The organism is Brevibacillus formosus (genome assembly GCF_003013405.1).
Taxonomy (GTDB): Bacteria; Bacillota; Bacilli; order Brevibacillales; family Brevibacillaceae; genus Brevibacillus; species Brevibacillus formosus.
Map to the genome: position 1 here is coordinate 103,935 of NZ_PXZL01000004.1, position 15,306 is coordinate 119,240.

The 15,306-nt window shown below is 48.1% G+C and carries 14 protein-coding genes and 1 riboswitch; of the genes, 2 read left to right on the forward strand and 12 right to left on the reverse strand.

The window, feature by feature from the left end:
- Positions 1 to 2 precede the first annotated feature (2 nt).
- From C7R91_RS05120 to C7R91_RS05130, 3 genes are all read right to left on the reverse strand, one after another.
- Positions 3 to 1,433 (reverse strand): sensor histidine kinase, encoded by a 1,431-nt coding sequence (locus C7R91_RS05120; RefSeq protein ID WP_236697918.1) that lies wholly within the window; start codon positions 1,431 to 1,433, stop codon positions 3 to 5.
- Positions 1,434 to 1,446: 13 nt separating this feature from the next.
- Complete coding sequence (locus C7R91_RS05125; RefSeq protein WP_047071653.1) at positions 1,447 to 2,106, reverse strand: response regulator transcription factor; 660 nt, start codon at positions 2,104 to 2,106, stop codon at positions 1,447 to 1,449.
- 148 nt (positions 2,107 to 2,254) lie between these two features.
- The gene (locus C7R91_RS05130) at positions 2,255 to 3,673 is read right to left on the reverse strand and encodes a hypothetical protein (protein WP_047071652.1); all 1,419 of its coding nucleotides are present in this window, start codon (positions 3,671 to 3,673) and stop codon (positions 2,255 to 2,257) included.
- A gap of 133 nt (positions 3,674 to 3,806) precedes the next feature.
- Between C7R91_RS05130 and C7R91_RS05135 the strand changes: the two genes are divergently transcribed.
- Entirely contained in the window at positions 3,807 to 5,474 is a 1,668-nt protein-coding gene (locus C7R91_RS05135) for a M14 family metallopeptidase (protein WP_047071650.1), read from the forward strand.
- A 68-nt stretch (positions 5,475 to 5,542) separates the two neighbouring features.
- On the opposite strand, the gene C7R91_RS05140 is transcribed toward C7R91_RS05135, so the two are convergent.
- The 4 genes from C7R91_RS05140 to C7R91_RS05155 all read right to left on the reverse strand — a co-directional run bounded on the left by C7R91_RS05140 (position 5,543) and on the right by C7R91_RS05155 (position 9,980).
- Entirely contained in the window at positions 5,543 to 6,424 is an 882-nt protein-coding gene (locus C7R91_RS05140) for a methyl-accepting chemotaxis protein (RefSeq protein ID WP_047071648.1), read from the reverse strand.
- A 29-nt stretch (positions 6,425 to 6,453) separates the two neighbouring features.
- Positions 6,454 to 7,911, reverse strand: coding sequence for a benzaldehyde dehydrogenase (gene yfmT / locus C7R91_RS05145; protein ID WP_047071647.1), 1,458 nt, complete (start codon positions 7,909 to 7,911; stop codon positions 6,454 to 6,456).
- A gap of 85 nt (positions 7,912 to 7,996) precedes the next feature.
- A riboswitch (cyclic di-GMP riboswitch) is annotated at positions 7,997 to 8,082 on the reverse strand.
- Between the two features lie 173 nt (positions 8,083 to 8,255).
- Entirely contained in the window at positions 8,256 to 9,200 is a 945-nt protein-coding gene (locus C7R91_RS05150) for a methyl-accepting chemotaxis protein (RefSeq protein ID WP_047071644.1), read from the reverse strand.
- Between the two features lie 24 nt (positions 9,201 to 9,224).
- On the reverse strand, positions 9,225 to 9,980 hold the full coding sequence (locus C7R91_RS05155) for a hypothetical protein (protein WP_047071642.1): 756 nt from the start codon (positions 9,978 to 9,980) through the stop codon (positions 9,225 to 9,227).
- Positions 9,981 to 10,065: 85 nt separating this feature from the next.
- On the opposite strand from C7R91_RS05155, the gene C7R91_RS05160 reads away from it, so the two are divergent.
- Positions 10,066 to 11,478, forward strand: a complete 1,413-nt coding sequence (locus C7R91_RS05160) for an RsmB/NOP family class I SAM-dependent RNA methyltransferase (RefSeq protein WP_047071640.1) — start codon at positions 10,066 to 10,068, stop codon at positions 11,476 to 11,478.
- A gap of 77 nt (positions 11,479 to 11,555) precedes the next feature.
- Here C7R91_RS05160 and C7R91_RS05165 read toward each other — a convergent pair whose 3' ends face one another.
- The 5 genes from C7R91_RS05165 to C7R91_RS05185 all read right to left on the reverse strand — a co-directional run bounded on the left by C7R91_RS05165 (position 11,556) and on the right by C7R91_RS05185 (position 15,306).
- The gene (locus C7R91_RS05165; RefSeq protein WP_047071639.1) at positions 11,556 to 11,801 is read right to left on the reverse strand and encodes a hypothetical protein; all 246 of its coding nucleotides are present in this window, start codon (positions 11,799 to 11,801) and stop codon (positions 11,556 to 11,558) included.
- Positions 11,802 to 11,927: 126 nt separating this feature from the next.
- Positions 11,928 to 12,800 (reverse strand): polysaccharide deacetylase family protein, encoded by an 873-nt coding sequence (locus C7R91_RS05170; RefSeq protein ID WP_047072035.1) that lies wholly within the window; start codon positions 12,798 to 12,800, stop codon positions 11,928 to 11,930.
- 92 nt (positions 12,801 to 12,892) lie between these two features.
- On the reverse strand, positions 12,893 to 13,513 hold the full coding sequence (locus tag C7R91_RS05175; RefSeq protein WP_047071637.1) for a LysE family translocator: 621 nt from the start codon (positions 13,511 to 13,513) through the stop codon (positions 12,893 to 12,895).
- 5 nt (positions 13,514 to 13,518) lie between these two features.
- Positions 13,519 to 13,953, reverse strand: coding sequence for an Lrp/AsnC family transcriptional regulator (locus C7R91_RS05180; protein WP_047071635.1), 435 nt, complete (start codon positions 13,951 to 13,953; stop codon positions 13,519 to 13,521).
- 192 nt (positions 13,954 to 14,145) lie between these two features.
- Positions 14,146 to 15,306, reverse strand: coding sequence for an MFS transporter (locus C7R91_RS05185; protein ID WP_047072033.1), 1,161 nt, complete (start codon positions 15,304 to 15,306; stop codon positions 14,146 to 14,148).

The window sequence follows — 15,306 nt, forward strand, 5'->3', positions numbered from 1 at the left end:
CGTTACGTCGAAGTTTGTACTGGAACCTTTGTATAAACCGATGTTCCCCCGTTTAATCGGCTTTTCATATAAATACTTCCATGGTGTGCCGTGGCAATCGCTTTGCACAGAGACAGCCCTAAACCGTGTCCGTTCTTTTTTCGATCCCTCGAGCTATCCAGCATAAAAAATGGTTGAAACACATTCGCCAAATGCTCTTCCGGCACCCCATAGCCATGGTCCTCCACGCAAAAAACAACAAAAGAGTCTTCTGCATAAACAGCAAGTCGTATGACTGTATCGTTTTCAGACGCTTTGGAGGCATTTTCCACCAAATTGCTTAACAACACCAAAAAAAGCTCCGGATCGACAGTAACGGTAGAGACAGAATACGCTATTTCCAACGTTTGCCCCCTTCTGTCTAACGTAAACTGGGAAATGATTTTCAACTGCTGCATGAGGGAAGAAACATCGACTTGCTGCTTGTTCGGTGGCTCCCCATTTCCAAGGCGGAAAAGCTCCAACAGCTTTTTGGACATACCGTCAAGCCGCTTGCTCTCCGAGTGAATGAAACGCAGGGCCTGCTCGACGTCTTTTTCTTCCAGGTGATAATTCTGAAGCAAACTGGCATAGCCCATGATGGATGTAAGCGGTGTTTTGAATTCATGGGCGAGACTTGCGATAAACGCCTCTCTTTCCGTTACGCCCCTCTGCAGAAGCTCCATGTTGGATTGGATCGCCTCCGCCATATAATTGAAGTCAACCGCGAGCTGGCCAATCTCATCGGCATGCTGAACCGTTATGCGATGCTGATAGCTTCCTTTTGCAATCCCTTGAGCCTGTTTGCTTAACAGGCCGAGTGGACGCAAGGCTTGTCTGATCAGGACAAACAAGCCAACCGCAAAGACCGTCAACCCACCCAATACCCAAGAAGAGATCTGTAAGGAGAGTGACTTCTGGTCATCGATCAGACTCGTTATGTCATGGGCGTAATCCAATCGAAGCAGTTGGTCATCCATTTTCATCCAGCTCGAAACAAACAGCACGGTGCGCGCATCTATGTTTCGAATCACATAGCTTCTTCTGCCATCTTTGGGTGGGACAAGACTCATTGCCTTCTCTTCTTCATTCGATATACTGCTATAATGCTTCTCGCCAGATTCCCCCGTTATGGCAAGATGGCTTCTCTTATCAGTAAAATACTGCCCATAATTTTGAAAAGATTTCGCCAAAATGTCTTTCAGCAACGTCGGATAGTAATCATCAATCGTACTTTCATACATCTTCAGTGAGTTCCCGATCATGCTATGGTTCTCAAGAGAACTGCTGATTTCCCTTTGAAGATTGTACTCAATGGAAACCTCGATGATCCGGTAGGAAACAAAGACGATGACCACTGTCACCAATCCGAACACCATGAGATAGATTCGCATCCACAGAGGAGTTTTCTTCATCCTCTCACGCATCTTACAGCTCCATTCGATAACCAATTTTGTGCACCGTATGAATATGATCGGACAAACCTAATTTTGTGCGCAGATTCAAGATGTGTGTATCAATTGTTCGGGTGCTGCCATAAAAGTCATAACCCCAGACCTGATTCAGCAAACTTTCACGAGAAAAAGCAATATTCGGATTATGCAACAAAAATTCAAGCAGCTCATATTCCTTCGGGGTTAACGTGACGAGCTGCTTATTTTTGTACACTTTGCGGCTATGGTAATCCACTGTCACATCGCCTACGGTCAATGTTTCCAATACAATCTGATGACTTCTTCTCAGAGCGACCTCCACGCGTGCCAACAACTCCAGCAAATCAAAAGGTTTTGTAATATAATCCTCAGCACCAAGACGCAAACCTTGTACTTTGTCCATAACACTTGTCTTGGCTGTTACAAAAATGACCGGGATATTCTTTTTCTTAAAGGATTCCAACAGTGTGAACCCGTCAACTCCAGGCAGCATGATGTCAAGGAGTGCCAAGTGATACTCCTTTTCTTCGAGATCGTTCAACGCCGTGTTACCGTCGGATGAAACTTTACAGACATAGCCCGAGGCGCCTAATGTCATTTTGATTAGTTCGGATATGGATGGATCATCTTCAGCGATTAATATTGAATATGCCATGCTGCGTACACCTCCACCATCATTACACATTTTTGGGATTTTGTTGTCAACAAAATGCAAAAAGTATACAAAAACAAAAAACCCTCAATAAAATCACTTTAACTTGATCTTAGTGAGGGTCACATTCATTATCATTTAGCTCTTTTACTTACCGATACTGAACATTATTCAACTGCATCCACATCCATTTACTGTCAATCAACATCGCAAGCGTCATCTCATCCATCCCGTGCAGTTGACGGTACAAACGCTGTGTTTCGACCAAGTCATTGTAGGTCAAGAACGGATAATCCTTCCTGCCGAATGTCCCGTCCGGAAAATAAGCGTAATGCAAATCGCCATTTCCGAGTATCCACTGCGATCCGAGGTTTACGACACCGTAGAGCATCGTATCCGCTAAATCTTTGTCAGTCCGATCGCCAAATTGCATGTAGCTTTTGTAGAGAAAATTGATCTCCGCCAACTGATGATTCAAAGAAACATGTGTCTGAATCATCGGATTCGATGCTGTCGCGTAGTCAGAAACCAGCCATCCTTGTTGTACACCATTGATGACAAAACGGTTCTTGGCTGCGTGATTGTGAAAGTAAGAAGCATATTTTTTCGCTGATTGGCAAAAGTCCTTTTCTTGATACTGATCACAGCCCCGCAGCATCAGATCAGCCGCTCCTGTGTTGAATCTCGTATCGTAAAAGCCCTCTGGTATCCCGTAATCGCCACTTAGCCACAAGGAGCGCGGCTGCGTCTTCCAGTACCCCTCAGGCTCCTGCTGCTTCAAGCTCGCTTTCAGCATCACATAGCCCATATCCCGTGCAGCTTTGCTTCCACCTGTATATAAAAAAGAGCGAAGGACATAATTCTCGGGAATCCGCCAAAAGGAGGACTCCGAAGTCGGCTCGTACGTAGAAGGACTTTGATAGTAATACCCATCGTACAGCCATTTTGCCTTTTCCGTAACGTCCAAGTTAAGCCAGATGCTGTCAAACATTTTTTCTCCCCAAGGAACGAGCGGATCTCTCGAATCGAGCGCCCACATTTCGCTGATAAAGCCTGCTTTCATCGGCAACTTGATCACGAGTTCGACACCAGAAGGCGTCTGTTTTACTTCGACTGGCAACGCCAATGCCGGCTTTTCTTCAATCGTGGCTCTGCCTTTATCCACGTAGGTAATGGGCTTGCCTAACCAAATATACCTGCCCTCCGTCTCTAAAAAACCAGAGGCAAGCGGAAGGGTCTGGACTTGATCAAGCGTGACAACCTTCCAATACGGTTTCTTCGACTCATCATAGGCTCGGTAGCGGAACATCATGTTCTGACTGTTACCCTGAATGGGAATGGTGAAAATGTAGGGCATCATATTGCGCTGACCTGTCATTTTATGGGCCCAATACGTGGCACCATCTGGGAATCGAAATTCTTGTTTTTGATGAATCGCGCCATTCAGTTGCTCAACATTCTCTGTTTCTGTCGGTTTTTTCCATACATTTGCAGAAATATCGCTCGGAAAGAAGCTACATACGGCGATGGCCGTCATCAAAAGGAGCATTCTGCTGATTTTTCTGACCATGTCATCCCCCAATTCTATTAAAGGAGAACCGAAAGTCCTACTTTAAAATGAACATTTCGTAGTGATTATTATTTTTACAATAGTCTGATAAATTAACCATAGGTGTCTACTTCTATTTCGCAGGAGGGAATTTATGGACAAGAAAGTACGCTACGTTGTTTCTACAGCACTCGTAATATCTCTGTTCACCAGCCCCTCAATCATCCATGCCAGCCAAGCTGAACCACAGACCCACATTCCTTATTACGGAATAGGGCCAACCTATGTACAGCCTGCACAGATTGAGAGCTTGTTTCCCAAGCCAACTATCCAGTTTGGGACACCCGGCTTCCAAGAAGGAAAAGAGGCTTTTACGTCCCAGGAAGAAATGATGGCTTACATAAGCAAATTGGTTGTAGGCAACAATGACGTCCAGCTGCTATCCATCGGTACGTCATTGGAAGGTCGGGACATCCCCCTGCTGCTATTCAGCAAAGACCACGGCAAGCTCAAACAAAACAAAGAGAAGCCACTCATCTGGCTACAGGCACAAATCCACGGAAATGAACCTGCCTCTGGTGAATCTGCTCTTGTGATCGCCAAATGGCTGGCAGAAGGAAAGCTTGGGGCCGACCTCCTGGATAAAGTAAACGTTGCGATTGTTCCTCGCATCAACCCGGATGGCTCCTACCAGTTCAAACGCTACATCGCGACAGAGCTGGATGCCAACCGCGATTACATGAAGGTAGAATATCCAGAGGTGCAAGCGGTTCACCAAGCCATCAATGCCTATCAACCTGATGTGGTGCTTGACGCCCACGAATACGGCGTCTCTTCCAGCCAGCTTCGCGATGTTGGCGAAAAAGGCGCGATCTCTTCCTACGATGTTCTGATCTCCTCTGCGAAAAACTTGAATATCCCCGCCGGCCTGCGCAAAATGTCAGACAACCTGCTTTTGCCTGACGTTCAAAAAGCACTCGACAAGGAGCAGCTTTCTCATCACGCTTACTATACGCTGGCAAAAGGCAAGGACGGAAAGGTGACCGCAACAGAAGGCAGCACAGAGACAAGAATCGGACGCAATGCCTTAGGATTGAAAAACACGTTGACGTTTTTGGTGGAAACACGCGGCATCGGCATTGGACGCGCCGATTTTGAGCGCCGTGTATACAGTCAGGCCATGACTCACGCTGCTGTCATTCAATCAACAGCGGCCAACGCCAAAGCCATCAAGTCCGCCGTGACCCAGGCACGCTCAGAAATCACGGAAAAAGGCAAAAAAGCAAACGACAACGACAAACTCGTCATCCTGAGTGAGAACAAGCGAGTATCGGGTCAGTCTCTCGAGGTGGTCGATCTAGCCACAGCAAAAAAAGTGTCTACCCCCATTGACTGGGTAAGCTCCACGGATGCCTATCCCATACTCGAACGCGAGCGCCCTACTGCCTACCTCATGCCTCCAGGCTACCATGACGTTGCGGCCAAGCTGGAATTGCTCGGTGTTTCGGTAAGCAAGCTATCCAAAGAAACAACGATAGCGGTAGAGAGCTACACCATTTTGGAAAACAACGTGAATACGATTTACGAGAATGGGCATTTCACCAATCAAGTGACTGCAAATGTAACAGAAACAACGAAAACCTTTCCTGCGGGTAGTTACGTGTTCAGCATGGCCCAGCCAAACGCGAACTTCATTGCATTGGCTCTGGAACCGGAATCAGTGGACAGCTACGTCACGTTTAACTTCTTGCCCGTTGAAAAGGGCGATGAAGTCCCGGTGTATCGCTATATGCTGGAGCAACCGCTACCCACCACACAATAGAACTAAAGGAAAAAATCCCCTCTCTAAAGTTAGACTCCTGAGAGGGGATTTTCGTTACATGTATGGACTTACTTTATTTCAAACACTTCTTGGGCAAGCCCTGCCAGCTTTTGCGTATTGCCGCTCACCTCGACCATCGTCGCAGAAATTTCCTCCGTAGCGGCTGCCTGACTCTCCATGGTTTGATTGATTAATTCAATCGAATTTTGGAGCAGGGTGATCAAATCCCGGATGGAATCCGTGGTTTGCTTGATTTTGTCCGCATTCGCCCGTGAATCTGTCGCCATATTGCGAACCTCATTCGCAACGACAGCGAACCCACGCCCTGCATCTCCTACTCGCGCCGCTTCAATGCTCGCATTCAGTCCCAAAATATTGCTTTGATCCGCGATTTTTTTCACGGCGAGCGTAATTTGCTCAATCTCAGTCGTACTTTGGCTCACATCATTGGCTTGCTCAGAGATCGCCTTCATTTGCTCGTTCAAATTCCCGATCTGCATGGCCATCTCTTGTGTGGTGGCACTGACCTGCTCGACGACACTCGAGAGATTTGCCGCAATTTCATACAGCTCATTGGCTCGCTCCATACTCGAACCAATGCCGACACCGCCAATGACTTTTCCCGTGTGATCATGCAGGGGAATCGCACGTGCGACGAGGGGAAAACCGAATAATTCCTTAGGAACCATCATCGCCTGCTTGGTGTTTTTTCGAATCGCGTTGGTGATCACATCTCCTTCCTGGAGTGGATCACCAGGCTTGACTTGCAGGGCAAATGTTTTGGCAGGCACATTGCGCAATAGCTTTTCCGTGTCGTAGACTCCAATGGTAATGTCATCGGTGAGCAAATCATTCAAGTATGGTGCAACCTTCATGAAAGCCTCGAGCAGTTCTGGGTTTTTCCCCTTTTCAGAAGCTTCTGTTTCGTTCCATTCTTCATATCCGTTCATAACTTCTTCACCTCAATAATTTGCTGGCATTAGTACGGAAATTGGCGCTTTTTATGTTGAACCGAAATCCATTTCAGCGTGGTAAATTCCTCTAAGCTCCATTGACCATTCAAACGTCCCAACCCGGAATGCTTTTCACCGCCAAAAGCCACAATTGGCTCGTCATTAATTGTTCCATCGTTGATGTGAATCATGCCAGTCTCAATGCGTTTGGCCATCTGGGCACCTCTCTCCAGATCGCGTGTATGAATCGCCCCGGACAATCCAAAAGGGGTCTCGTTCGCCATGCGAATCGCTTCTTCCTCAGAAGCAAACGACATGATGCAAACAGCCGGCCCAAACAGCTCTTTAGATGCGATCGACATGTCTGTGGTCACGCCTGTCAAAACGATCGGCTCGACCACATTTCCTTTTACTTCCCCTTTCAGTGCAGGAACGGCTCCTTCGCGTATCGCCTCATCGATTGTTGCCATCAGGTTGGCGACTTGTCGTTGGTTGATGAGTGGACCGATTACCGTGTCAGGATCATTCGGGTCGCCTACCTTGAGTCCAGATACTTTTTCCACATACAGCTCGAGGAATTTATCGTATACACCCTGGTGAACCAGAACCCGGTTAGCCGACATGCAAATCTGACCTTGGTGGGTAAAGCGGCTGAATACCGCAGCATTGACGGCATACTGGAGATCCGCATCCTCCAAAACGATCAGGGCACTATTGCCGCCGAGCTCCAAAATCGCCTTTTTGAAATGCTTCGCTGCCACTTGCGCGATATGGCTTCCTACTTGGCTAGAGCCTGTAAACGAAAGGATACGCGGGATCGGGTGGGAGACAAAGCCATCGCCAATTTCAGCAATATCCGTCACAACGACGTTGATCAAGCCTTTTGGCAGACCTACTTCTTCAAAAATTTTCGCGATGAGAGTCCCACCTGTGATTGGCGTGTGCTCATGCGGTTTGAGGACGACACCGTTGCCCGCGCCAAGAGCTGGAGCTACTGACTTCATCGACAGATAGAACGGGAAGTTGAACGGACTGATGACGCCGACAACTCCTGCCGGAATCCGATACAAGCGATTTTCCTTTCCGTCTACGGGAGAAGGAATGATTTTTCCTTCCATGCGTACTGGGAATGTAGCTGCCTCGCGAATAATATCCTTCACAAGCCCGATCTCAAAAAACGCCTTCAGTCTGGTTCCACCTAGTTCACGAATGATGATTTGAATGATTTCTTCTTCATGCTCTTCGATATAGTGAACAGCACGCTCCAACATTCGGGATTTGGTATACGCATTGACTTCATCCCACTCTTTTTTCGCGTTGGCTGCCGCCTTGTAAGCTGCGTCGATATCCTCCAGATTTGCTATTTTGAATTCTGCGATGACTTCCCCGTTGTAAGGATTGATATCTTGCAATGTCTTCGCGCCAAGTCCGTCGCGCCACTCCCCATTGATGTACTGCTTGTCCAGTGTTTGCAGGATTGACATGCTACAACCTCTCCCTTTTGTTAAGTAAATAGGCTCCTTTCGTATGAAAGGAGCCGTAAAACTAAAACAGCAACATACACTGCTCGTTGGCAACCCGGCTGCCATCGTAACGTGTACATTAGGCCCGTGGCTTTGCGTCCCCATTTTTCAATGGGTTTGCCCATTCATAGCGAATGCTGATAAGATTTTGTCGAAAAAAGGAAAGATATGGAGAAACCTACTTTGATTATAGTACTCCATTTCGAATAGTCAAACCAAAACATGTAAATATTTCGTGAAAGGAAGTGAATAAATATCAAAAAGTCCGCATCGCTTGGATACGGACTCCTGATTCTTCCTCATGATCATAATAACTTTTTGACATCCTTTACGCTGGTCGCGAGCATTTGCTCGATCGCGTTGGCGTCTCTCACGTGCTTGGTCATGCCTTCATTCAGCTCGTCCAGCAAGCCCTTTGCATCACTTACCTGCTGGGACACATCGTCAGCAAATCGCTTTTGATGCGCGATGATTTCCAACACACCTGCCACTTCGACGTTCAGTACCTGGAAAGCGTTCACGATCTGATCCGTCTTCTGTGCGGCATCCTTGCTGATGGAAAGTCCATTTTTGATCGCACTGCTGCTTTTTTCACTGTTGGACAATGCTTCTTTTATTTCTTCCTGAATCTTACCAATCAATTCAGCAATCGTCTTGGTCGAGTTCGCTGTCATCTCTGCCAGCTTCCGTACTTCATCCGCTACGACAGCAAAGCCCCGGCCTTGTTCACCTGCACGCGCCGCTTCTATCGCTGCATTCAGAGCGAGAAGATTGGTCTGATTCGTAATGTCGCTGATCACCTTGACGATACTCGTAATTTCCGAAGAACGCTCTTCCAAGCGGCTCATGGACTTAGACGTATGGACCGATTCCTTGTCGAGCAGGCTCATGACTTCCACAACGTCCGTCATAGCCTTCTTGCCTTCATCTGCACGCGCTACCGATTGTTTACAGATGTCTGTCAGGCGCTCTCCTCGAACCGACAACTGGCTCGCAGATTCATCATCCCGCTCGTTAATGGCCTGGATATTCTCTACGACACGCTTCATCCTCGTCACCAATCGCACCATTTGATCGGATTCGGCGTTCATCACTTGGTTCGAAGCGAGGATCGCACCCATCTGTTCGTAAAGACCGCGAAGCTCATGTTTCCAAGCGTCTTGCTGTCCTGCCAGCGTGCTAGTGGGAGTTGCTACTGTCGTCGCTGCTGTCTCTTTTTCTGCTGGGCCTTTGTCTTTTTTCCAAAACATCCGCTTCCCGCTCCTTTGTACCCATCAATTGTCACCTCGGCGGCTATATACGCGGGACTCGATTATTCCCGGATGTTGTTTCGCCAAGCTCAGCAAGTTTTCCAAGAAATAATAGTGACCCTCCAAGAGCTCCACGTCTTTACGCTCAAAATGCTTCACCTGCAAATACTGCTGCATTTCCAAAGCATAGCGCTCCAGTTTATCGTGAAAATCGTTGGCACGAAGCATTTGCTCCACTTCTGGATATTCTGTTTTCAGGCGACTAAGCTCGCTGTATACACGCCCACCCTCCAGAATCATCTGGTAGGCCGTACGCTCGAGCGTAGCTGTCGTAGCTGCCTCCTGCTCCTCACGCTCCTCGCGCAAAGCTGCCAAGTACGTGATAAAATGGTAGACAGTTAAAAACAATGGTCCTAAAAACAGAATGATCCCTGCCTTGTACACATGCTGATTGGACAAATTGCTGATGAGCAGGAACAAGTGAAACAAGATCGCACCCAACCATACATAGATGATGATTTGGTGATTGATCTTCCCTGCCTTTTGGTGGCGCGAAAAGGCAAAGGTGAGTCCGAGCAGATAAAAAGCAAGCAATGTAAAGCTGGCAGAAAACAAAGCCATCTCCATATCAATCAGCCAATCTGCATCGGCGGGTATTTCGATAAAGAATTCAAAAGCGAGCACCAGCAGTGAGAACAGCAACCCCATGATCCAAAACCGGCTTACTTCAGAGTCATTCCTCCGCCGGGAGCGGTAGCGTTTTGCACGGGATCCTTCCATAATGCTCTCACCTCATTCTCTATGATTCGCCATGATTCTATCTTTTCCTTTCACATGGGGCCAAAATCTGACATCGGAGGCTGTTATGACAAAAAATTTACCAACATCTTTTACCGAGCGCATGCAAACCTTGCTCGGACACGATTATGAGGCATTCGTTTCCTCGTACGATCAGCCTGTGACACACGGCTTGCGGGTCAATCCGTTAAAGGTGGGACGTGACGATTTTTTAAAAATCTCACCGTTTGCTCTTGAAGCAGTCCCTTGGTGTGAAAACGGTTTTCGCTACAAAGAGCCAGCTCGTCCTGGCAAGCATCCTTTTCACTCCGCCGGCTTGTACTATTTGCAGGAGCCAAGCGCGATGTCCGCTGCCGAAGCACTCGGTGCACAGCCTGGCGAGCGAATCCTCGACCTGTGTGCAGCGCCAGGGGGGAAATCGACACAGCTTGCAGCGTTTTTGCGTGGACAAGGAATGCTTGTGGCAAACGAAATCCATCCTGTTCGGGCAAAAGCCTTGTCAGAAAATCTGGAGCGCTGCGGCGTGACCAATGCCGTCGTGACCAACGAAACGCCTGAACGCTTACAAGAGCGATTCCCTCAATTTTTTGACCGAATTTTAGTAGATGCTCCATGCTCTGGCGAAGGAATGTTCCGCAAGCTACCCGAAGCAATCGAAGACTGGAGCCCTGCAAAAGTAACGGAGTGCCATGTCATGCAAGGTGATATTCTCGAAGCGGCCGCTGCTATGCTGAAGCCAGGCGGGACGTTGGTCTACTCCACCTGCACATTTGCTCCGTTGGAAAATGAGCAATCCCTGGTTAACTTCCTGGGCCGTCACCCAGAATTTGAGATCGTCTCGCTGCCACATGCGGATTGCTTTTCTGCTGGTCAACCCGAGTGGGCGTCGCCGCAAAACGAGCAGCTCACCCTGACAGCCAGATTATGGCCGCATCGTCTACAGGGAGAAGGTCATTACCTCGCCAAGCTGCAAAAGAGTGAGACCGCTGATGTTCACGAACCTTCCGGGAAGCGTAAAGAAAAGCGTGCTGCAAAATCGGCTCCGGCAGGTCGAAAAGAAGCCCTGGCAGCCTGGCGTACGTTCGCAGCCGAAGCGCTCCCGGCGCTCTCCAAACCATTCGAAGATGAATCTGCTTTTCTTTTATTTGGCGAGCAGCTCTACTACTCCCCTGCTTCCGAGCTTGATTGGGACAAGCTCAAGGTCGCGCGCGTCGGTCTGCACCTGGGAACCGTAAAGAAGAACAGATTTGAACCTGCACACGCCTTGGCGCTCGCTCTCTCCCCTGCGGAGGCAGCCCGTGTCGCTTCGTATGGCGCGGACGATCCTGAACTGTTGCGGTACTTAAAAGGAGAAGCGCTCACGCGTGATGGTGACAGCGGCTGGACGCTGGTTACTGTAGAGGGATTCTCCATCGGTTGGGGCAAGCAATCAGAGGGGCAACTCAAAAATCATTATCCAAAGGGTCTACGTTGGTTGTAGATTTCACCAAAAATAAAAAAAGCCCACAAAGCTACACGAAATGCATTCGTGACTGCCTGTGGGCTTTTCTCTTTTTCTCATGATCGCCCTCTGCGGGGCGGATTGTCTACTACGGACAAAGAGCCATTTCTAATATAGCGCAATATTTTTGAAACAGATATCCCTGTTGCGTTGGCAATTTGCATCGCATTCGAATTCGGATAAGCTCTCACGTAATTGCGAATCATCTGGTAGTCTTGTATTTCGTTTTCTCCGCAAACCCGGCAACTGTACTCTCCCCGGCCCATCGGACTGCCGCATTTCAAGCACGTATCCGTCGTCATCACTGGTTCTCCTCACACCCTGCACTAAGGTACTTTCACAAAAAGGGTTCTATCTTCCTATTCTATTACCCAAATCACACTAGAGGAAAACACTATTTTTATAGCGATACGGCAAAATACCCAACATTACCGGAAATGATTTTTCAATTTTATCGCCAAGTCCTCTGCTGACATGGAAGGAGTCCCTGCATTCATCCGATACAGCAGCTTGCTCCCGGGAATGTACTCTCCTTCATTGGCGGCAAACATCAGCTCAATATCGAGACTCCTGCTTATGTCCAGCACCGTTTCGTCATAGGCACCGTACGGGAATGCCAACAGAGCAGGCTGTTCGCCGAGCTCTTCTACAAGCCGCTGATTTGCCAGGGAGATATCCGCTTTTATCCGTTGGTGATACTCTTTATACGTTTCCAGCCGTCCCTCTTCCTTCAAGTACTTACGACTCGTCAACGCAGGTCCGCTACGATTGTTCGTATCCGTCGGTATCTTCTGATGAGAATCGTATGTATGCGAATAAAAGGTCATTCCCTGCTGCTCCAATTCCCGCATCTGATCCCAGCTTAAATGCGGGAGCTCGTTTGGATTCTTCTGGTCGGTGGATTCCACGACCACAAAGTTTGTCGCTGTCATCCCGAACTCTTTTAGCAAGGGAGCAGCATGCGTATAAAAGCTTTCATATCCGTCATCAAAGGTAAGTACTACCGATTTGGACGGCAGTGACTTATTTTGCTTGTGTGCTTCCAGTAAAGCTTCCATACCGATGACATTGTAACCATTCTCTTTCAGCATCACCAGATGGCTTCTGAGAAGCTCAGGGGTAATCGTAGCAGATGACTGATCTGATTCATCGATATGATGATAGGTCAGCACAGCCGGAGCATGTCCTTTTGCTTTGGTTGGAGGTGCTTCTTTTGCATATTCAACGGTTGGCCAGAGGAACGACCACAACAAAATAACACCGGTAAACAGGAATAGCATTTGAAAAAGCCTTGCTTTCATGATGATCACTCCGTACAAAATGGTCAGGTTTTCGTTTCTGCTATATTTGATCCTGCTACCCACCATCTTGTGACAGCGCAACTAAGCTTCCTTCATACCGACCAACCTTTTTGGAAAAGAAGAAGCCCGAACCCAATCAGGAAAACACCGCTTAACCCATGTAAAGCCTTAACCCATCGCGGGTGAAAAAATCGTGACAAATGCGCGGCCAATAAAGCTACAAGCCCCAGGAACAGCAAGGTCGATAACAGACAGCCTGCGGCAAACATAAGCAGCTCCATTGAAGGATGAAGACTGCCAGATGCCAAAAGCGAGCCAAACACGCCGGCCCAAAACAGAATGGTAAGAGGATTGGCGAGTGTCAGAAGCACCCCTTGCCAAAAGCTGTTTCGACCAGTTGGAGCTTGCTTGACAGGAGCTTGCTCGCCTTCATCCCCTCCTTTTGCCGCATACAAGGCTTGAATTCCAAACCAAGTCAAAATGACTGCTCCTGCAACCAAGAGCATTCGTTTGACCCAATAGCTCTGCAATAACAGCGACAATCCTCCCATCGCCCCCGCCATGTATGCTGCATCTACCAAAGCAACTCCCAGAACCATGAGAAGCGCATCCCGCAATCGCCCGGTCATCGATCGATGCAGCACCGCCAGACAAACCGGACCAACCGATAGTTGGAGCATCATCCCGAATAACAAGCCGTTCCAGATTGCCATCAGGTTCACATCTCCTCTTTCATGGACGACAGGACAATCATCGTATTCGTCTTGCTTACACCTTCTACTTGCTTCAATGTTTCAGAGATGAATCGTTCCAGATCAGCGGTCCCTTTTACGGCAACCTTCAATACATAATCGTAAGCTCCCGCGATATGATGGCATTCCAGCACACAGTCTGCCTGCAATACCGTTTCACGGAAGCCAGCGATATGCTCCGTTTTCTCGATTTGCACCATCACAAACGCAATCAGGTGAAGCCCTAGCTGCTCCCGATCCAGCTTCACCGTGAATTGCTTGATGAGTCCTGTATCCTCCAGCTTTCGTATTCGCTCGGAGACCGCAGGCACGGACAAATGAACCTGCTTGCTGATATCTGAGCTGGTGATTCGGGCATTTTCCCGCAATAAGCGGAGGATTTGTTCATCAATCCGGTCCATAGTGGTGCCCCTCCTTTTTATCATGATTATACCAATTTATTCAGAATAAAAAGGAGTTCGACACTATTACCGTATTTTTTAAAGAAACAACAGGATTTAACCTTCGTTTTTTCTGCCACGCGAATTATCTTGGGGCGTTTTCCTAAAATAATGCTGCCGAGAGAGACGAAAAGGCATCATACCGCCATCTTCCTACGATGACAGCTGCTCTTTTTTTAATGAAAACAAGCGGATCGCGAGCAACAGTGACAGCGACGCAATAACAAATCCGGACCAGCCTAGATGCTCCACAGAGGAGTTGCTGATCACCAGTCCCCCAATCCATGATCCCAAAGCGAAGCCAAATTGAATAAAGGATGTATTGATGCTAAGCGCAATGTCGGGCGAATGGGGCACCTGGGTAACCAGATATAGCTGTTGGGCTGGAGACGTTGCCCAAGTGGCGAGCATCCACAGCATGATGATCACGATATGGGCAGTAATCACTCCATCCATGACCGAAAGCAAAAGCAGCATACTTGCCTGAAGGGAGAGTCCAAAATAAATCGTAAATTTCGGCCCCTTGCGATCTGCGATAACCCCCCCAATTTTTGATCCCATAAAACTGCAAATGCCTGCTAGAAACAGAATCCCGGAAATCTCGGATGCCGAAAGCTCTGCCCGGGTTCGCAGGAAAGGCGCAATATAGGTAAACAATGTTGAATAAGCGCCGATGTACAACAGCGTGATAACAACCGCGGCCAGAATCTTTTTATTTTTTATAACAGCCAGCTGTGCCCGCGGTGTTACAGCCTCCTGTGCTTTTATAGGCGGGACTTTTTTATAAATGACAAGCAGCGGAATCAAGCCCAGCAGTCCAATTAAAATAAACAGCTGTCTCCAGCCAATCCCTTCACTTAAAAAAGTGCCAACTGGGAGGCCAAGTACGAGCGAGCTGCTCAATCCCATCAAAATAATGCCGATTGCTCGCCCACGATTGCCCTCTTCAACTAGCCGTGTAGATACCGCCATCGCAACAACAGTAGCAACTCCTCCACTGAGTCCTTGGATCATGCGTGTAACCAGCATCATCTCAAAGGAAGGACTCACATAGACCAGCCAGTTGCTCAGCATAAAAATGCCAAGCATCATGAGTAATAATTTTTTTCGGTCAAGATGGATCGTAGCAGCGATGACTATGGGAGCCCCTACTGCCGCAGAAAGGGCAAATGCAGTGACAAACAATCCGGAAGACGATGTCGTGACAGCCAGATCAGCTGCCACCGTTTGAATGATGCCGCTTACTAGATACTCCACTGTCCCAATCAAGAAAACGGCGAAAGCGAGAATATAGACAACCCATTTATTGTCCAT